We start from the raw sequence: 18745 nt of genomic DNA, 5'->3' as shown, positions 1-18745 counted from the left end.
CCGAAGGGCGTGGAGCCTGGAGCGCGAGCCGATTCACCAGCTCATGGCCGCCACATCGTTGACGAAGATCGGGCTTTCCTTCCACAGGCCCTTCACGCCCTTCTTGGCCACGCTCGGGAACAGCGGCTGGTACAGGAAGCCGTTGGCCGCGTCGGTGGCCAGCAGCTTCTGCGCGTCGCCGAGCAGCCTGGCGCGGTCGGCGGCATTGCCGGTCTGCTTGATCTTGTCGTAGAGCGTGGTGAAGGCCTTCGAGTCGTAGCCCCAGTAGTAGTCGGGCTTGGCATAGTTGCCGAGGTCGAAGGGCTCCACATGCGACACGATGGTGAGGTCGTAGTCGTGCGGCCCGCCATAGGTGTTGCTGAGCCACTGCGCCCATTCGACGTTCTGGATCTTCACGTTGATGCCGATCTTGGCCAGCTGGGCCGCGATCACCTCGCCACCCTGGCGCGCATAGGCCGGCGGCGGCAGCGTCATCGTGAGTTCTAGCGGCGTCTTGACGCCGGCCTCGGCCAGCAGCTTCTTGGCCTTCTCGATGTCGAAGGGGTTGATGCCGGTCGTGTCGACATACCCTTCCGCACCGGGCACGTAGTGGCTGCCGATCGGCGTGCCGAAGCCGTCGGCAGCGCCCTCGACCACCGCCTTGCGGTCGATCGCGGCCAGGATGGCGCGACGCACGCGCACGTCGTCGAGCGGCTTCTTCTTGCTGTTGATGGCCAGAATGGTCTTGGCGCGCGAGCCGCCCTGGATCACCTGGAACTGCGGGTTGCTCTTGAACTGCGCCACGGCGCGGGTGCCGATGGGCTTGAACACATCCACGTCGCCCGCCAGCAGCGCCGCGGCCTGCGCGGCGGTGTCGGAGATGAAGCGGAAGGTGACCTTCTTCAGCTTGGCCTCGCCGGGGTTGCGATAGCCGTCCCACTTGCTCATCACGAGCGAGGAACCCTTGGCCCAGCTGTCGAGCTTGTAGGGACCGGTGCCCACGGGCTTGGTCGCGTTGGTGTCGACGCTCTTGGGCTCGACGATGACGGCCGTCGCCTGGCCCAGCAGGAAGGGCAGGTCCGGGTCGATCTCCTTGTTGATCAGCACCACGGTGTTTTCATCGACCACCTGCGTGCTCAGGGCCGCGAAGGTGCGCTTGTCCTTGTTGGTGCTCTTCTCCCCGCCCGCGCGGTCGAAGGAAAACTTCACGGCCTGTGCGTTGAAGGGCTCGCCGTTCTGGAACTTGACGCCACGGCGCAGCTTGAAGGTGTAGGTCTTGAGGTCGGGCGAAACCTCCCAGCTCTCGGCCAGCAACGGCGTGACCTTGCCGTCGGCATTCACCTTGGTCAGGGTCTCGAAGACGTTGTAGAGCACCACCTCGGCAATGGCCGACGCCGCGTTCGCCGTCGGGTCCAGGCCCGGCGGTTCCAGCGTGATGCCGATCACGATGGCGTCCTTCCGCCCCTGCGCCAGCGCGATCTGCGGCACTGTGGTGGCCAGCGCGGCCATGGCGGTGGACGTGAGAACGGTGCGGCGGTTGAGCATGGTCGACAACTCCAGGAGAAGAAGAGAGATTGCAGGAAAGAATACGTTACATCAACTCACGACCGGCGGCTCGGCCCGCGGCACCGCGGCGAGCAGCGCCTGGGTGTACGGATGCTGGGCATGGGCGAACAGTTGCTGCGGCGCACCGCGCTCCACCACCAGGCCGCGGTGCAGCACGCAGACCTCGTCGCACAGGTGGTTGACCACCGCGAGGTCATGGCTGATGAGCAGGTAGCTGATGCCGAACTGCTGCTGCAGATCCTGCATGAGGTTCAGCACCTGGGCCTGCACCGACACGTCGAGCGCGCTCACCGGCTCGTCGGCCACGATGAGCTTGGGACGCGTGATCAGCGCGCGGGCGATGGCGATGCGCTGGCGCTGGCCGCCGGAAAATTCGTGCGGGTACTTGTCGAGGTCGCTCGTGCGCAGCCCGACGGCGGCGAGCGACTCGCTGGCGCGCTGGCGCTGTTCCGCGCGGGTGGTCTCGGCCAGCGCTTCGAGCGGTTCGGCCACGATGCGCGCCACGGTCTGGCGCGGGTCGAGCGAGCCATACGGGTCCTGGAACACCATCTGCACATCGCGCCGCGCTGCGCGCAGTTCCTGGCGCGGCAGCGCATGCAGGTCGCGCCCTTCCAGCCGGACGCTGCCGGACGTGGGCCGGTCCAGCGCCATCACCAGCCGCGCGATGGTCGACTTGCCCGAGCCCGATTCCCCGACGATGCCCATGCTGCGTCCCGGCTGCACGCTGAAGCTCACGCCGTTGAGCGCCTTGACGGTGGGTGGCGGGCCGAACAGTTTTTCGCGCGGGAGATCGTAGTGGCGCACCAGGTCGGTGACCTCCAGCAGCGGCGTGGTCGTCATGCCTGCACCGCCGTGGCCGCGATGACCTCGTCCAGGCGGATACAGCGCGCCTCATGGTCGTGCCGCATCCGCATCGCCGGCGGTCGCGTCGTGTGGCAGGCCTCCACCGTGAAGCTGCAACGTCCCGCGAAGGGACATCCGGCCGGCAGATCGACCAGTTCGGGCACGCTGCCCGGGATGGTCGCCAGCCGAGCGCCCCGCGCTGCGCCCAACGCCGGTCGCGCCGCGAACAGGCCTTGCGTGTAGGGATGCGCGCGCTCGGCGAACACGGTCGCGGTCGGGCCGCTTTCGACGATGCTGCCGCCGTACATGACGAGCATCTTCGACACGCTTTGCGCGATCACGCCGAGGTCGTGCGAGATCAGGATCATGGCCATGCCGCGTTCCGCCACCAGGCTCTTGATGAGGTCGAGGATCTGCTTCTGGATGGTCACGTCCAGGGCAGTCGTCGGTTCATCGGCGATCAGCAGGTCCGGCCCGCACGCCAGCGCCATCGCGATGCCGATGCGTTGCCGCTGCCCGCCCGAGAACTGGTGCGGATAGGCATCGAGCCGCGACGCCGCATCGGGAATGCCCACGCGGTCCAGCAACGCCAGCACCTCCTTGCGCGCATCGGCGGCCGACAGCCCGCGATGCAGGCGCAGCGGTTCGCCGACCTGGCGCACGATCGTGTGCACCGGGTTCAGCGCCGTCATCGGCTCCTGGAAGATCATGCCGATGCGGTCGCCCCGGATGCCGCACATCGCGCGCTCGCCCAGGCCCACCAGTTCCTGCCCTTCGAAGCGGATGCTGCCGGTGACCTTGGCGCTCGACGGCAGCAGGCCCATCAGGGACTGCACCGTGATCGACTTGCCGCAACCCGACTCGCCCACGATGCCCATCGTCTCGCCGCGTTCCAGCGTGAAGCCGATGCCGCGCACGGCCTCGGCCGGGCCGCGCTGTGTCTGCAGGCCGATGTGGAGGTTGTCGACTTCTAGCAGGGGCATGTCAGGGGGCGGAAACGGGAGCGGACGGCCGAACGCAGAAGTCGCAAAGGTTTCGCAGAAGTCGCAGAAGGAAGACAGAAAGGATGAGGTTCGCCTTTTGCATCTTTCGCGTCCTTTGCGCTTCTTCGCGCCCTTCGCGTACGGTCAAGTCCGCATTCATCAGCGTGCCCTCGCCAACCGCGGGTCGAGCAGATCGCGCAGGCCGTCGCCCAGCAGGTTCAGGCCTAGCACCGCCAGCACGATCGCCATGCCGGGCCAGACTGCGAGCAAGGGCGCCTGGTACATCAGCGTCTGCGCCTCGGTCAGCATGCGGCCCCACGAAGGTTGCGGCGGCTGCGTGCCCAGGCCGAGGTAGGAGAGGGCGGCTTCGGCCAGGATCGCGATGGCAAAGCGGATGGTGATCTGCACGATCAGCACCGCCGAGATGTTGGGCAGCACGTGCTGCATGGTGATCGCGAAGGTGCCCTTGCCGCAGGCGCGCGCCGCGGCGACGTACTCGCGCGACCAGATCGCATTGGCCGAGGCCCGCGTGATGCGCGCGAAGGTCGGGATGTTGTAGATCCCGATCGCGATGATCGCGTTCACGATGCCGGCGCCGAACACGGCGGTCAGCATGATGGCCGACAGGATCGCCGGGAAGGCCAGGGAGAAGTCGGTCAGCCGCATGATGGCTTCCTCCAGCCAGCCGCGCCGGGCCGCAGCGAGCAGGCCGAGCGCCGTCCCGACGACCAGGCCGATGCCGACCGCGATCACGCCCACCAGGATCGACGCGCGCGCGCCCACCAGCAGCAGCGAGGCCACGTCGCGCCCGTAGGCATCGGTGCCCAGCCAGTGCGCAGCGGAGGGCGGCTGCAGCTTGCTCGCGATGTCCATCTCGTAGGGTGACCACGGCGTCCACACGAACGAGATGCCCGCGGCGAGCAGCAGCAGCAGGCTCAGCACCGCGCCGATGGCAAAGCTGCGATGGTGGAATGCGCGGCGCCAGAAGCCCGGCACGGTGAGTGCCGCCGCGCTCGGTACGACGACCGTGTTCATCGGAGCCCCCACGCTCGGCACGTCGTGTCCTCGCTGCCCCCTGAGGGAGCGCGAACTTGCGTGGGGCGGCCCTGCACCGCGCTCATATGTCCGAAGCCTTGATGCGCGGGTCGATCACCGCATACAACACGTCGACCACGAAGTTCACGATCACCACCATGGCCGCGAGCAGCATCACGCAGTTGCGCACCACGATCAGGTCGCGGTTGCTGATGGCCTGGAATATCAGGCGACCCAGGCCGGGCAGGTAGAACACGCTCTCGATCACGATGGTGCCCGCGAGCAACTCCGAGAACTGGAGGCCCATCACCGTCACGACCGGAATCATCGCGTTGCGCAGCACGTGCCGCCACAGCACAGCGCGCTGCGAGATGCCCTTGGCTCGCGCCGTGCGCACGAAGTCCTCGCGCATCACCTCGAGCACGGCCGAGCGCGTGATGCGCGCGAGGATCGCGGCCTGCACCACGCCCAGCGAGAGCGCGGGCAGGAGCAGCGCCTTGAGGCCGGTCAGGATGCCGTCATCCCACCCGTCGAAGCCACCCGCCGAGAACCATTGCAGCGTCTTCGCGAACACCAGGATCAGCAGGATCGCGAACCAGAAATTCGGAATGGCAATGCCCACCTGAGTGAGCCCCATGAGCCCCACGTCGCCCAGCTTGTTGTGCCGCGCGGCCGCCGTCACGCCCACCAGCAGGGCCAGGACGGTGGTGAAAGCCATCGCCATCAACGCGAGCGGCACGGTGAGGGCGAGCCGCTCCAGGATCAGCTCGACGACCGGCGTGCTGTAGGCATAGCTGTCGCCCAGGTCGCCGCGCAGCATGCCGGCGATCCAGTGCCAGTAGCGCAGCCATGCGGGTTGGTCGATGCCCAGCTTGTGCGCCAGCGCGGCCACGGCTTCCGGGGCGGCGTCGGCGCCCATGAGCAACTGGGCGGCGTTGCCCGGCAGGATTTCCAGAACTCCGAAGACGATGATCGAAGCCCCGATCAATGTCGCGATCAGGGTCAGGATGCGCTTGAAAAGAAACAGGCTCATGGGGCGGGGCGCAGCATAACCCGAGGATGCAATGATCGTTCCAGGGGCTTTGACCCGCGACGGATAATCGCAACATGGCCCTGATGATCACCGACGAATGCATCAACTGCGACGTGTGCGAACCCGAGTGCCCGAACGACGCCATCTACATGGGCGTCGAGATCTACGAGATCGATCCGCATAAGTGCACCGAATGCGTGGGCCATTTCGACGAGCCGCAATGCGTGCAGGTCTGTCCGGTGGCCTGCATCCCCGTGAATCCCTCGCATGTCGAGACGCGAGAGACCTTGTTCGAGAAGTTCCAGCGACTCGCCGCTGCGAAGACGGCCGCTACAGCGTCCGAGTCTCCGGCCCCTTGAATTTCATCGTCGATTTCCGCGGCTCGCGCTCGAGCTTGCGGATGCGTGCCTGGTGCACGCGTTCGGCCGAAGCGGCACGCCGTTCTGCCAACGCAAATCGACGGGCCTCCGCAGCCGCCTTGCGGTCACGGTCGATCGCGTCCTTGTCGCGGCGAAGGCGGGTGCGCTCCATCTGGTCGGCTTCGACCTGGTTGCGGCGCGTGGCGTTGTCGGCGGCGCGCCGGTCGGCCTCGCTGCGGCTGTCGTCCACATTCAACGACTTGCCTTCCTTGCACGGCTGGTCGGTGTAGGTCGAGCCGCAACGCCAGACGCCGTGCGGCGACGTGGCGGCGATGCCCGCGAGATGCGCGCTGAGCGCAAGCGAAACGATCGCGATGGATCGAAGTAGTGGCTGTGCCATCTTGTCGTGTCTCCCTGTCCGTTGTCTTGTGGGGCCGATGCTAACCCGGGGCCGGCGATGCACCGCCAGCGTTTCCCCCACCCTCTTCGGGCTCGCGCCGCGGCGGCTTGGGCCGAGGCGGCTTGCTGGTGTGGATCTGCATCGTGGCCTTCTCCATCTCGCCCGCCACGAGCGCGGGCACCGCGTGCAGCGTGCGCGCGATGGCGTCCTCTATCGCCTCGCGCTGCTCCTTCAGCGGCTTTTTCAGCACCCAGTGGATGACCTCGCTCTTGACGCCCGGATGCCCGATGCCCAGCCGCAGCCGCCAATAGTCACCCGTGCCCAGTTGCGCGTGGATGTCGCGCAGTCCGTTGTGACCCGCATGGCTGCCGCCGAACTTGAGCTTGGCCTGTCCGGGTGTCACGTCAAGCTCGTCGTGCACCACGAGGATCTCGTCCGGCTGGATCTTGAAGAAACGCGCCAGCGCACCGACGGACTTGCCTGACAGGTTCATGAAGGTCTGCGGCTCCAGCAGCCAGACACTCTGTCCGTTGACGTTGGCCCGAGCCACCAGCCCGTGGTAGCTGCGCTCCGGGACCAGCGACAGCTTCCAGTCCCGCGCCAGCGCATCCACCCACCAGAAGCCCGCGTTGTGCCGCGTGGCCTCGTATTCCGGGCCCGGATTGCCCAGGCCGACGAACAACTTGATCATGGTTTCGATTATCCGGTCGCCAAAATGGAAACGGCCCGCACTGGGCGGGCCGTCGATCTGCAGACAGCAGGAAGTGGATTACTTCTTGGCAGTCTTGGCAGCCGGCGTCTTCGCAGCCGGGGTCTTGGCGGCGGGCTTGCCACCCTTGCCAGCCGGTGCGGCTGCAGCGGCCTCGGCGCCTTCGGCCTTGACTTCTTCTTCCTCGGCAGCCGGTGCGGTGGCCGAAGCCAGCACTGCGTTCACCTTGCCGTGGCTGACCCACTTCACGCCGCGCGGCAGCTTGATGTCCTTCAGCGTGACGGTGCCGTTGTTCTTCAGGCCCGACAGGTCGACTTCGATGAACTCAGGCAGTTCTGCGGGCAGGCAGTTCACTTCGAGTTCGGTCATCACGTGGTTGACCAGGTTGTGCTCGAGCTTGACGGCGTCGGACTCTTCTTCACCCTTGAAGTGGAGCGGCACCTTCATGGTCATGCGGGTCTTGGCATCGACGCGCTGGAAGTCGATGTGCTGGACCAGCTGGCGGAACGGGTGGTATTGCACGTCGCGCAGCAGGACCTTGCTGGTGGCGCCGCCCAGTTCCATTTCGAGGATGGAGGCGTGGAACGCTTCCTTCTTCAGGGCGTGCCACAGTGCGTTGTGGTCGACCTCGATCAGTTGGGGCTCGGTGCCACCACCGTAGACGATGCCAGGCGTCTTGCCCGAGATGCGGAGACGGCGGCTCGCACCCGTGCCCTGCTTTGCGCGCTCAAAAGCGACGAATTTCATAGTTAACTCCTGTGAGAGCCGACCGCGACCAGTGCGACTCCGGTTGAAAAGGGCTCCCCCGAAGGGAGCCCGCTTTTTGCTCAGAACAGGTTGTCCTGGTCCGAGAACAAACTCATGACCGACTCGCCCTTGGCAATGCGCTGGATCGTCTCTGCGATCAGCGGTGCCACGGACAGTTGGCGAATTTTTCCGCTGGTCAACGCGCCATCGCTCAGTGGGATCGTGTTGGTCACGACCACTTCGTCCAGCGCAGAGCCCTGCGTGATCCGCTCGATGGCGGGGCCCGAGAAAATCGGGTGCGTGCAATACGCGTAGACCTTCTTGGCGCCGCGCTCCTTGAGCACTTCAGCTGCCTTCACCAGCGTGCCGGCCGTGTCGATCATGTCGTCCATGATCACGCAGTTGCGGCCGTCGATCTCGCCGATCACGTGCATGACCTCGCTCACGTTGGCGCGCGGACGGCGCTTGTCGATGATGGCGAGGTCGCAATTCAGTTGCTTGGCCAGCGCACGGGCACGAACCACGCCGCCGACGTCCGGCGAGACCACGATGAGGTCCTCGTAGTTCTTCAGCCGCAGGTCGCCCAGCAGAACCGGCGACGCATAGATGTTGTCGACCGGGATGTCGAAGAAGCCCTGGATCTGGTCGGCATGCAAGTCCATGGTCAGCACGCGGGCCACGCCGACGGTTTCCAGCAGGTTGGCCACCACCTTGGCCGAGATCGGCACCCGGCTCGAGCGCGGGCGGCGGTCCTGGCGGGCATAGCCGAAGTACGGGATGACGGCGCTGATCCGCTCGGCCGAGGCGCGCTTGAGCGCATCGACCATGATCAGCAGTTCCATCAGGTTCTCGTTGGTCGGAGCGCAGGTCGACTGCACCACGAACACATCGCGTGCCCGGACGTTCTGGTTGATCTCTACCGTGACTTCGCCATCGGAGAAGCGGCCCACACGGGCAGCGCCGACGGTCGTGCCGAGGTTGTGCGCGATTTCTGCTGCAAGGCCCGGATTGGCATTGCCGGTGAAAACCATGAAATCAGGATGGTGAGCCTGCATGAGAACGTTCCGGCAATTCGAAAAAAGCCCTCCGGAGAGGGCTACGTGGAGACTTGAAGTCCCCGCAGCCCGCCGGCTGCAGGGAGTTGTTGTTTGGCAGGGGAAGAAGGATTCGAACCTTCGCATGCTGGAATCAAAATCCAGTGCCTTAACCAGCTTGGCGACTCCCCTACACGGGTCGAAGGCTCGTCTCTTGTGGAGACAGGCCGCCTACCTATGAAATGTCGCTGGTTGCCCACCCGGCCAGGGGATGAACAGCCATGTTGCCGCATTGTCGTACCGACCAGCCCTCGGGGGCTACTGCCAGGTCCGCTTCCTGCGGCATCGCTGCGAACACGGCACTTCCTGAGCCGGTCATCCTGCCTTTCAAACCCTGCGACCCGAGCCATTCGATGGCCTGGGTGACCGCGGGGCAAAGCCTCTGGGCAACCGGCTGCAAGTCGTTGCGGCCAAATTCGAACTTGTCGATCTCATTTGACCCATGCTTTGCAGCGAAGCCTGCGATTATAGCACTATGAGTTTGGCGCTCAAGGTCCGGTGCTGAAAAAATACGACGCGTATCGATTCCGTCAGATGGCTTGACCACGCAGAAGCGCCCCGGCGCCAGTTCGATCGGCGTGATTTTCTCGCCGATGCCTTCGACCCAGGCGTTGCGTCCGCGCAAGAAGAAGGGCACATCCGCGCCCAGTGCAAGACCGATCTGTTCGAGCCGGGCGAGTGGCAGGTTCAGCCCCCACAGGCGATTCAACGCCAGCAGGCAGGTGGCTGCGTCCGAGGAGCCTCCGCCCATTCCGGCCTGCGCCGGCACCTGCTTGGCAATGGCGATGTGCGCGCCCTGGCCTGGCGTCGCAAAGGCCTGCAGCGCGCGGGCCGCGCGCAGGACCAGGTCGTCCGCCGGCAGCGGCGTCGTGAGGTCTTCGCGCGACAGTCGGCCATCGTCGCGCCGCTCGATATGGAGCGTGTCGCACCAGTCGATCAGCATGAAGACCGATTGCAGCAGGTGGTAGCCGTCGTCCCGCTGCCCGGTGATGTGCAGGAAAAGATTGAGCTTGGCCGGCGCCGGGAGGTCGTACAGGGCCTTCATTGGCGCTCGAACACGATGCGCAGGTCGGCGGCGGGCTGTGGTGAAAAGCGCATCGCCTGAAGGCGGCCATTGCCATATTGAGACAGGTCGGCCTTCCAGCCTGAAACCGGTTCGTCCCGGCCGGCCAGCCAGCCGAACAGCGCGTCAACCGGGATCGCCGCGCCGGTGGCGGCTTCGATCAAGGCATCCACGGAGTCATAGCGCCGCGTCTGGTTGCCGTTTTTCAGCAGGGCTTCGCCTGGCGACCACTGCAATACCGCCAAGGTGTTGCCGATGGGCGTGGTCAACGCGAGTTCGCCGGCGCTCGGCGAACCCCGCAGGTCGAACAAGGCCGAGAAACTCTGCTTCTCGTCCCCCTCGACACGCAGCGCCAGCCGGCCGTTCCAGGCGCCGCTGGGTCCGGCGTTCCGGACCTGCGGCGTGGTGCACCCCGCCATCAAGAGCGCGGCCGCTGCGCCTGCCAGCAATACCGCGCGGCGTCTCACAACTTGACGCGCAGGCGCTTGAGGGTTTCCTGCAAGGTCTCGTTGTCGGCATCGGCCAGGGAGGATTCCCGCCAGATCGCCACGGCGCGATCGCGATTGCCGATGGCCCACAGCACTTCACCCAGGTGGGCGCCGATTTCGGCATCCGGGCGCTTCTTGTACGCGGCCTCGAGGATGCGCGAGGCTTCATCCATGTTGCCCATCCGGTATTCCACCCAGCCGAGGCTGTCGGCGATGAATGGGTCGTCCGGCGCCAGTTGGACAGCTTTCCTTATCAACTCACGGGCCTCCGGCAGGCGCACCTTGCGATCGGCGAAGGAATAGCCGAGCGCGTTGTAGGCATTCTGGTTGTCGGGCTTGAGTTCGATCAGGCGGCGCAGGAGCCGTTCCATGTCGTCCATGCGATTCAGCTTTTCAGCGAGCATGGCCTGGTCATAGATCAGGTCGCCGTCATCCGGCGCGGCTGCGCTGGCCTTGGCGAGCATGTCGTAGGCCTGCTGGTATTGCTTGGCATCGCGCAATAGTTGGACCTCGGCCAGGAACTTCTGCTTCTTGTCGTCGGGCGAGGTCTCGGGTAGCGAGCGCACCAGTTCGCGGGCCTGTTGCATCTTGCCCTGGCGTGCCAGCAAGGACGCCCGGCGCGCCTGCGCGCCGACCAAGTCTTCGCTGCTGTCGATCCTGGCGAGCCAGCTTTCGGCAGCTGCGTAGTTCTTGCGGCGCTCGGACAATTGCGCCAGCAACAGGTAGGCCTGCGTCAGGCCGCGCTTGCGGTCCTCGGCGTCGGCCTGGCCATTGGCGAGGTCGACGTAGCGCTTGAGCGACGCTTCCGCTGCGGTGTCTTGCCGGGCCTGGGCTTGCAGCGAGCCGAGCAGGACCCAGGGCTCGGGGAGTTCGGGGCGCTCGGTCGTCAGCTTGGTGAGCTGCGCGCTCGCCTCGTCGAAGCGGCGGCCCTCGACCAGCACGCGCGCATAGGCCATGCGGATCTCGGGCTGCGCATCCGGCGTTGCGAGGTAGCGCGTGACGATGGGCTCGGCCAGGGGCTGCCCGGGGTCGATGAGATCGAGCGCCAGCATCGCCGGGCCATCGGATTTGGGATCGGCCGCCTGGCCTTTCAACGCAGCGTCCATCGCGCCGGGAGCGTCCCCGGCCAGCAGGCGCATGCGGCCGATCGTGGCCCAGGCCAGGCCGGCGGTCGTTGGCTTCTTGACTTCGTCGACCAGTGCGCTCTCCACCACCTGCGCCGCGACCTTCTTGTCGGTGGCGCGCGCGTAGGTCCGCGTGATCAAGGTCAACAGGAAAGGATGCTCGACCTCCGGGGTGGCGGCGAGTTCGGCGCGCAGCGGCTCGACCGTGGCGGACAGTCGGTTCATTGCGATGAGTATCTGCAGTTCGAGTCGGCGCGCGTCGCGCGATTCCGGCTGGGCCTGTTTCCAGGCGCGGACTGCTACCAAAGCGGCGTCGCCGGAGCGTGTTTGCAAGGCCAGTTCGACGGCGCGTTGGTACAACCTCGGATCGCGTGTGCGGCGCGCCGCTTCGAGCATGAGCGCCGATCCGTCAGCCGGCGAGCCTGTGCGGGCGCTCAACTCGCCGACGAGCACGTCGAAGAACAGTTCACCGGTAAGCGCTGACGGCCGTGCGTCCGGCGCGTCTTCATCCTGCGGAGGTTGGATCGCCGCAGGGGGCGCGCCCGGCGGCTCGACGATGGGCGCAGGGCTCATCGGCGCGGCAGGATTCCGTGGCGAATCAGGTGGGGAATCGGTCTGCTGGGCGTGCGCCGCAAGGGCGAGCAAGACGGCGGAAGCGGCCGCCGCAAGGCGGAGTCGGCGGGGCGGAGGGGTCATTGCAACCATAATAATCCAAGGCTTTTGTGTGACCGCCGCAAGGGGCTTGAGGTTCCAGCGGAATCTGACGTGAATTGTCGACCATGCCCGAACTCCCTGAAGTAGAAGTCACACGCCTTGGCTTTGCCGATCGCATCGCGGGCGCTCGCATCGAAGCCGTGCGCATGGGCAAGCCGCTGCGCTGGTCGCTGGCTGTCGAGCCGTCGGCGCTGGTGGGCCGCAGGGTGCGGGCGGTGCGCAGGCGTGGCAAATACCTCCTGATCGACTTGGACGAAGGATTGCTGCTGCTCCACCTGGGCATGTCGGGAAGCCTGCGGTTCAGTGATGCGCCGTTGCCGCCGCCCGGCCCGCATGACCATTTCGACATGGTCACCGACAAGGGTTCGCTGCGTCTCAATGATCCGCGTCGTTTCGGTGCGGTGGTCTACGCGCACGACGAGGCCGCGCCGTTGGCGATCAAGTTGCTGGGCAGACTCGGCGTGGAGCCGTTGGGCGACGGCTTCGACTTCGGCGCATTTCTTGCAGGACTGAAGAAGCGCCAGGCGCCGATCAAGCAGGTGCTGCTGGCGGGCGAACTCGTGGTGGGCGTGGGCAACATCTATGCATCCGAAGCCCTGTTCCTGGCCGGCATCCGGCCGACGCTCTCCGCCTCGCGCATCAGTCGCCCGCGTGCGCTGCGCCTGCATGCGGCGGTGCGGGACGTGCTGGCGCGTGCCGTGGAGCGGGGAGGCAGCACGCTGCGCGACTTCACCAACACGGACGGACAGAGCGGCTATTTCCAGTTGGAGGCCACGGTTTATGGGCGGGCCGGCGAACCGTGCAGGGTTTGTTCGGCGACGATTCGGCAGATCAAGCAAGGCCAACGCTCGACGTTTTTCTGTCCAAGTTGTCAAAAGTGCTAGCAAATGCCCAACGGACGCGCGCAACGCGCGCCGATCTGGCAGGATGCCGGTGATAGTATTTGTAAACCAACACTTACATATTAATCTTGAGCCGCTCTTTCAATCAGCAATTCGACCAGCACGGAACCTGGCGACGCAATTTCGCGCACCGGCTCAAGTGGTTGTCCGGTTGGCTCAATGAAAACGAGCTGCTCGACCAATCCGTGGCCGAGCGCCTGCGCGACCTGGAGTCCCAGATGCGCACCAGCAAGGTCATGGTGGCTTTCGTGGCCGAGTTCTCGCGTGGCAAGTCGGAGCTGATCAACGCGATCTTCTTCGCGGGCTACGGCCGCCGCATCATGCCGGCCAGCGCGGGCCGTACGACCATGTGCCCGACCGAGCTCGGCTATGACACGGGCGTGCCCCCGAGCTTGCGCCTGCTGCCCATCGAGACGCGGCTGGAGCCGCATTCGCTGACCCATTGGCGCGACGAGACCTCGCGCTGGACAGAGTTGCCCATCGACGTCAACGACGCCGATCAGCTCGCGGAAACGATGCACAAGGTGGCCGAGGTCAACTGGGTGTCGCTTGACGAAGCGCGCGCGCTGGGCTTCTGGAGCGACGACAACACCGAGGACAACCCGGTACCCGATGCAGAGGGCCGCGTCGAAATCCCGCGCTGGCGGCATGCGGTGTTGAACATGCCGCATCCGCTGCTGGAGCAGGGCCTGGTCATCCTCGATACGCCTGGCCTCAACGCCATCGGCGCCGAGCCCGAATTGACGGTGAGCCTGATCCCGCAGGCGCATGCCGTCGTCTTCATCCTGGGCGCCGATACCGGCGTGACGCGATCCGACCTCTCGATCTGGCGCGAGCACCTGATCACCGAAGGCGACCCGGGCGAGGCGCGCATCGTCGTGCTCAACAAGATCGACACCATGTGGGACATCCTGAGCACGCCGGCCCAGATCGATGCCCAGATCGACCGCCAGCGCAAGGGCGCGGCCGAGTTGCTGGGCGTCCCGTTGCGCCAGGTGCTGCCGGTTTCCGCGCAGAAGGGCTTGCAGGCCAAGATCCGCCGAGATGGACCGTTGCTCCAGGCCAGCCGGCTACCGGCACTCGAATCGGTGCTGGGCGAGGGCCTTCTCGGCAAGCGCGAAATGATGTTGCGCGGTGCGGTGGACAACGGTATTGCCGCGCTGCGCACCGAAGCCGCCCGCATCCTCAACGTGCGCCAGCGCGACCTGTCCGAACAGGCGCTGGAGTTGCAAGGACTGCGCGGCAAGAACGTGTCCGTCATCCGGCACATGCGCACCCGCATCGAGCAGGAACAAAGCGAATTCGAAGGCAGCAACGCGCGCATCCTGGCGCTGCGCTCGGTCCAGGGCAAGCTGCTGCGCGAGGTGTATGCGGTGCTCGGCAGCACGGCGCTCAAGTCCGACATGGGCAAGCTGGCCGCAGCGCTCAAGAAGCCCGGCATCAAGTTCAACGTGCGCAAGATCTACGCCGAAACCTTCGACGCGCTGCGCAACAACCTGCGGGAAGTGCAGGCCACCAGCGCCGAGATCCAGCAGATGCTGCATGCCACCTTCCGCCAGCTCAATGCGGAGCACGGCTTCACGCTGCTGGCGCCTGCCGAGCCGAACCTCAAGGAGTTCGAGGAGCAGATGAGCCAGATCGAACAGAGCCACACGCAGTACCTCGGCGTCGGCAACATCCTCAAGCTGGCGCAACCCGAGTTCTGCGACAAGCTGGTGCGTGCGCTGTCCAGTCGGCTGCGCGTGGTGAACGAAGCGGCCATGAGCGAAGTCGAGCGCTGGAGCAAGGGCGCGGGGGCCCAGCTCGATGCCCAGTTGAAGGAGCGCCGTCGCAATTTCGGCAAGCGCATCGAGGCCGTCGACCGCATCCAGCAAGCCGCTGGGAATCTCGAAGAACGCCTTGTGGAGTTGAGCGCGCAAGAGGCGGGGCTGGTGGAATTGCACCGTCGGCTGCGTGAGTTGACGTCCCTGCTGACCAGCAACGAGCCACCCAGCACCTCCGCAGCGCAAAACAACGAGCTTCGTGCCGCGTGAGCCCGGCGCGGCCACGGCGGCCGCGTCGCAATCCAGTCTGATCGCCCCCGTGTTTGCCGCCAGCGTGGTGCGCTGGCAGCGCGCCCACGGGCGCAGCAAACTGCCTTGGCAGAACACACGCGACCCATACCGTGTGTGGCTGTCGGAGGTGATGCTGCAGCAGACGCAGGTGTCGACGGTGCTCGGCTACTTCGACCGCTTCCTTGCGCGCTTTCCGACCGTTGGCGAATTGGCCGCGGCGGGAGAAGACGAGGTCTTCGGGCTCTGGAGCGGCCTGGGCTACTACAGCCGCGCGCGCAACATGCATCGCTGCGCACAGGAGGTCATGACGCGCTTTGGCGGCACGTTCCCACGGCAATCGGAGGACCTGGAATCGCTGCCCGGCATCGGCCGTTCGACGGCGGCGGCCATCGCTGCTTTCTGCTTTGGCGAGCGCGTTGCGATCCTGGACGGAAACGTCAAGCGCGTGCTGACGCGGGTGCTGGGTTTCGACGCCGATCTTTCCGTGGGCGCCAGTGAGCGTGCGTTGTGGAACGAGGCGACCGAACTCCTGCCGCCAGCAAGCGAGCGCGGAGCGATCGAGAGCTACACGCAAGGGCTGATGGACCTGGGCGCGACGGTCTGCTTGTCGCGCAAACCCAACTGTCTCCTGTGTCCGGTGAACGAGCTATGCGTCGCACGCCGGCAAGGCACACCCGAGGCTTATCCGGTCAAGACGCGAAAAGTCAAGCGCACTTCGCAGTCGCTCTGGCTGCTGCAGGCGAACGACGAAACGGGACGAAGCTGGCTCGAGAAACGGCCGGCGCGGGGAGTGTGGGCGGGCCTGTACTGCCTGCCGGTCTTCGACAGCCATGCGGCTTTGCTGGAGGCGTTGCCTGTGGGCCTGCGGGCCACTGCGCGCGACGGCGCCTCGTTCGTGCACGTGCTGACTCACAAGGACTTGCACCTGCATCCCGTGCGGGTCGAAGGCGACGCAAGGGCCGCGATGCCGGGCGGCGGGCAATGGTTCGCTCCGCCCGACTGGGAAGGCCTGGGCCTGCCTGCGCCGGTACGCAAACTGCTGGGCTCGGGCGAGCACTGAACGCGGATCGGGAACCGCGTCCGGGGACTCAAGTCCCGTCCAGCTCCCGATGTCGCTTGAGCGCGGCCCAGCGCGCGCCAAAGCCGCGGGCCAGTTGCTCCACCAGGAACACCGAGCGATGCTGTCCGCCGGTGCAGCCGATCGCCACCGTCACGTAGCTGCGATGGTCGCGCGCGAGCGCATCGAGCCAGCGGCTGAGGAACTGTTCGATGTCGTCATACATGCGCGCCACGTCGTCGTGCTGGCGAAGCCAGTCGATGACCGGCTCGTCCCGGCCGGTCAAGGGCCGCAGCGCGGGGACGTAGTGCGGGTTCGGCAGCATGCGCACGTCGAACACGTAGTCGGCGTCGAGCGGCACGCCGCGTTTGAAGGCGAAGGATTCGAACACCAGCGTCAACGCGCTTTGCGGCGCCGAGATCAGCAGCTTCACGTAGCTCTGCAGTTGCGCGGGGCGGATGATGCTGGTGTCGATCACATCGGCGCCGTCTCGCAACTCGGCCAGCAGTTCTCGCTCGAGTTCGATGGCCTGGATCAGCACGCGCTGGGTCTCCGGCACGTCATTGCGGCTTTCCTGGCGCGAGAGTGGATGGCGCCGGCGCGTCTCTGAGTAGCGGCGCACGAGTGCGTCGGTGGTGGAGTCGAGGAACAGCGAGCGCAGTGACACCCCATCGCGGCGCAGCGTTTCAAGCTGCTGCGGCACCAAGGGCAGTGAGACGCCGCTTCGCACGTCCATTGCAATGGCCACGCGTTCAGCCTGCTGCTCGTGCTGCAACGCGATGAAGGGCATCAACAGTTCGGGTGGCAGGTTGTCGACGCAGTAATAGCCCGCGTCTTCCAGCGCATGCAGCGCGACCGACTTGCCGGAGCCCGACATGCCGGTGATGAGCACCAGTTCGAGGCTCATGCTCTCGCTTCCGTCGACGTCTTGCCCAGCATCTCGCGCGCATGCGCGAGCGAGGTCTGCGACAGTTTCTCGCCGCCCAGCATGCGGGCCACTTCCTTCACCCGCGCCGCGCCTTCGAGTGGCGTGACGCCGCTTTCGGTGCGACCGGCGATCTGGCGCTTGGCCACGACCAGGTGATGGTCGGCGCATGCGGCAACCTGCGGCAGGTGGGTCACTGCAAGCACCTGGCGATCCCGGCCCAGTTGCTTCATCAGGCGGCCCACCGTTTCAGCGACCGCACCGCCGACACCCGCGTCCACTTCGTCGAAGATCAAGGTCTGCGCGGCGCCGAGTTCGCTCGTGGTCACAGCGATCGCGAGTGCGATGCGGGACAGCTCGCCGCCCGATGCGACCTTGCCGATCGGCCGTGGCGTGCTGCCGGGATGGCCGCTGACGAGGAAGCTGATGTCCTCGAGACCCGCCCGACCGGGTTGCGTCAGCGCTTGCAGCTTCACCTCGAAGCTGCCGCCCTGCATGCCGAGGCCTTGCATCGCCAGCGTGACGGCCTTCGCGAGCCTGGGCGCAGCCTGCTTGCGCACCTTGCCGACCGCGCCGGCTTCCTTCATGAAGGCCTGCTGTGCTGCTTGCTCCACGCGCTCCAGTGCTTCGAGGTCGCTGGCCGCGTCGAGGGTCTTGAGTTCATCCTGCCAGCCGGCGAGCAAACCGGGCAGGTCGGCCGGGCCGCGCTTGTAGCGCCTCGCGAGCGACATCCAGAGGCCCATGCGCTCGTCGAGTTCGGCCAGGGTCTGCGGATCGGTGTCCGCGTGCCGCAGGTAGCCATGCAGCGTGTGCACGGCGTCGGCGGCCTGCGCCACGCTCGATGCGAGCACTTCGCCAAGCGCCTTGAACTCGGGCTCGATGTGCTCGCAGCCCTGCAGCAGCGTCGCGGCGCGGGTGAGGGCGCTGAGTGCGCCGCCATCGTCGCCTTCCAGCGCCTCGCGTGCGCCTTCGGCCGCCTCGATGAGCGTCTGCGCATTCGACGCGCGCGCATGGTTGGCCGACAGTTCGTTCCACTCGTCCGCGCCGGGGGCGAGCTTCATGACTTCGCCGATCTGCCATTGCAGCCGCTCGCGGTCGCGTTGCAGCGAATCCTGTGCGGACCGCGCGGTTTCTAGCGCCGACAGCGACTGCCGCCATGCGTGCCAGCCCGCATCCAGCGCCTCGGTGCGCACGCCGGCATAGGCATCGAGCAGGCCGCGCACCGCGTCGGGCCGCGTCAGGCTCTGCCATGCATGCTGGCCGTGGATATCGAGCAGGTGGTCGCCAAGCTCGCGCAACTGAGTCGCCGTGGCGGGGCTGCCGTTGATCCAGCCACGGCTGCGGCCCTGGAGGTCGACGGTGCGGCGCAGCAACAGCGAATCGCCGGATTCGAAGCCGCCCTCGTCGAGCCAGCCGGCCAGCGCAGCATCGGCATCGAACTCCGCCGACACGTCCAGCCGCTCCGCGCCCTCGCGCACCGACCCGGCATCGGCCCTGTTGCCCAGCGCCAGTTGCAATGCGTCGATGAGGATGGATTTGCCTGCGCCGGTCTCGCCGGTCAACACGGTGAACCCGCTCGATAGGTCGAGTTCGAGTTCACGCACGATCACGAAATCGCGCAGGGCGATGCGTCTTAATGCCAAGTCGGGTCTCCCGGGGAAGTGAGGTGG

Annotated in this window: 18 protein-coding genes and 1 tRNA gene; 4 read left to right on the top strand and 15 right to left on the bottom strand. The window is 66.3% G+C overall.

Annotation, left to right across the window (positions count from 1 at the left end):
* Positions 1 to 33: 33 nt before the first annotated feature.
* The 5 genes from HB681_RS12355 to HB681_RS12335 form a co-directional block, all read right to left on the bottom strand.
* Positions 34 to 1524, bottom strand: coding sequence for an ABC transporter substrate-binding protein (locus HB681_RS12355; RefSeq protein ID WP_213955106.1), 1491 nt, complete (start codon positions 1522 to 1524; stop codon positions 34 to 36).
* Between the two features lie 51 nt (positions 1525 to 1575).
* Positions 1576 to 2385, bottom strand: coding sequence for an ATP-binding cassette domain-containing protein (locus HB681_RS12350; RefSeq protein ID WP_213955105.1), 810 nt, complete (start codon positions 2383 to 2385; stop codon positions 1576 to 1578).
* Positions 2382 to 3371 carry an ABC transporter ATP-binding protein gene (locus tag HB681_RS12345; RefSeq protein ID WP_213955104.1) on the bottom strand — a complete coding sequence of 330 codons (990 nt, stop codon included), beginning with the start codon at positions 3369 to 3371 and terminating at the stop codon, positions 2382 to 2384. The genes HB681_RS12350 and HB681_RS12345 overlap by 4 nt, the downstream gene beginning before the upstream one ends.
* A gap of 159 nt (positions 3372 to 3530) precedes the next feature.
* Entirely contained in the window at positions 3531 to 4406 is an 876-nt protein-coding gene (locus HB681_RS12340; protein ID WP_213955103.1) for an ABC transporter permease, read from the bottom strand.
* 82 nt (positions 4407 to 4488) lie between these two features.
* On the bottom strand, positions 4489 to 5439 hold the full coding sequence (locus HB681_RS12335) for an ABC transporter permease (protein ID WP_213955102.1): 951 nt from the start codon (positions 5437 to 5439) through the stop codon (positions 4489 to 4491).
* Positions 5440 to 5513: 74 nt separating this feature from the next.
* On the opposite strand from HB681_RS12335, the gene HB681_RS12330 reads away from it, so the two are divergent.
* Complete coding sequence (locus tag HB681_RS12330; RefSeq protein ID WP_213955101.1) at positions 5514 to 5798, top strand: YfhL family 4Fe-4S dicluster ferredoxin; 285 nt, start codon at positions 5514 to 5516, stop codon at positions 5796 to 5798.
* Here the strand turns inward: HB681_RS12330 and HB681_RS12325 are convergent.
* The 8 genes from HB681_RS12325 to HB681_RS12290 form a co-directional block, all read right to left on the bottom strand.
* A complete protein-coding gene (locus tag HB681_RS12325) occupies positions 5770 to 6198 on the bottom strand; it encodes a hypothetical protein (protein ID WP_213955100.1) in 429 nt (142 codons plus the stop codon). The two genes, HB681_RS12330 and HB681_RS12325, sit on opposite strands and share 29 nt — an antisense overlap.
* Before the next feature lie 40 nt (positions 6199 to 6238).
* The gene (gene pth, locus HB681_RS12320) at positions 6239 to 6889 is read right to left on the bottom strand and encodes an aminoacyl-tRNA hydrolase (protein ID WP_213955099.1); all 651 of its coding nucleotides are present in this window, start codon (positions 6887 to 6889) and stop codon (positions 6239 to 6241) included.
* A 78-nt stretch (positions 6890 to 6967) separates the two neighbouring features.
* The gene (locus tag HB681_RS12315) at positions 6968 to 7654 is read right to left on the bottom strand and encodes a 50S ribosomal protein L25/general stress protein Ctc (RefSeq protein ID WP_213955098.1); all 687 of its coding nucleotides are present in this window, start codon (positions 7652 to 7654) and stop codon (positions 6968 to 6970) included.
* 80 nt (positions 7655 to 7734) lie between these two features.
* On the bottom strand, positions 7735 to 8709 hold the full coding sequence (locus HB681_RS12310) for a ribose-phosphate pyrophosphokinase (RefSeq protein ID WP_213955097.1): 975 nt from the start codon (positions 8707 to 8709) through the stop codon (positions 7735 to 7737).
* A gap of 94 nt (positions 8710 to 8803) precedes the next feature.
* A tRNA-Gln gene (locus HB681_RS12305) sits at positions 8804 to 8880 on the bottom strand.
* A gap of 43 nt (positions 8881 to 8923) precedes the next feature.
* The gene (gene ispE / locus HB681_RS12300) at positions 8924 to 9793 is read right to left on the bottom strand and encodes a 4-(cytidine 5'-diphospho)-2-C-methyl-D-erythritol kinase (protein WP_213955096.1); all 870 of its coding nucleotides are present in this window, start codon (positions 9791 to 9793) and stop codon (positions 8924 to 8926) included.
* A complete protein-coding gene (locus HB681_RS12295; protein WP_345944667.1) occupies positions 9790 to 10278 on the bottom strand; it encodes a lipoprotein insertase outer membrane protein LolB in 489 nt (162 codons plus the stop codon). The genes ispE and HB681_RS12295 overlap by 4 nt, the downstream gene beginning before the upstream one ends.
* Entirely contained in the window at positions 10275 to 11996 is a 1722-nt protein-coding gene (locus tag HB681_RS12290) for a tetratricopeptide repeat protein (RefSeq protein ID WP_345944666.1), read from the bottom strand. The genes HB681_RS12295 and HB681_RS12290 overlap by 4 nt, the downstream gene beginning before the upstream one ends.
* Positions 11997 to 12202: 206 nt before the next feature.
* Between HB681_RS12290 and mutM the strand changes: the two genes are divergently transcribed.
* The 3 genes from mutM (at position 12203) to mutY (ending at position 16153) form a co-directional block, all read left to right on the top strand.
* A complete protein-coding gene (gene mutM / locus HB681_RS12285) occupies positions 12203 to 13021 on the top strand; it encodes a bifunctional DNA-formamidopyrimidine glycosylase/DNA-(apurinic or apyrimidinic site) lyase (protein ID WP_213955094.1) in 819 nt (272 codons plus the stop codon).
* Between the two features lie 86 nt (positions 13022 to 13107).
* On the top strand, positions 13108 to 15072 hold the full coding sequence (locus HB681_RS12280; protein WP_213955093.1) for a dynamin family protein: 1965 nt from the start codon (positions 13108 to 13110) through the stop codon (positions 15070 to 15072).
* A gap of 40 nt (positions 15073 to 15112) precedes the next feature.
* On the top strand, positions 15113 to 16153 hold the full coding sequence (gene mutY, locus HB681_RS12275; RefSeq protein ID WP_213955223.1) for an A/G-specific adenine glycosylase: 1041 nt from the start codon (positions 15113 to 15115) through the stop codon (positions 16151 to 16153).
* 28 nt (positions 16154 to 16181) lie between these two features.
* Here the strand turns inward: mutY and rapZ are convergent, their stop codons facing one another.
* The gene (gene rapZ / locus HB681_RS12270) at positions 16182 to 17057 is read right to left on the bottom strand and encodes an RNase adapter RapZ (protein WP_213955092.1); all 876 of its coding nucleotides are present in this window, start codon (positions 17055 to 17057) and stop codon (positions 16182 to 16184) included.
* Positions 17054 to 18718 (bottom strand): DNA repair protein RecN, encoded by a 1665-nt coding sequence (recN, locus tag HB681_RS12265; protein ID WP_213955091.1) that lies wholly within the window; start codon positions 18716 to 18718, stop codon positions 17054 to 17056. The genes rapZ and recN overlap by 4 nt, the downstream gene beginning before the upstream one ends.
* Positions 18719 to 18745 lie beyond the last annotated feature (27 nt).

The organism is Variovorax sp. dw_954, assembly GCF_018449755.1.
Lineage (GTDB): Bacteria > Pseudomonadota > Gammaproteobacteria > Burkholderiales > Burkholderiaceae_C > Variovorax.
The sequence above is the reverse complement of the archived record's forward strand: the minus strand, read 5'-3'. Positions and strand labels throughout refer to the sequence as shown.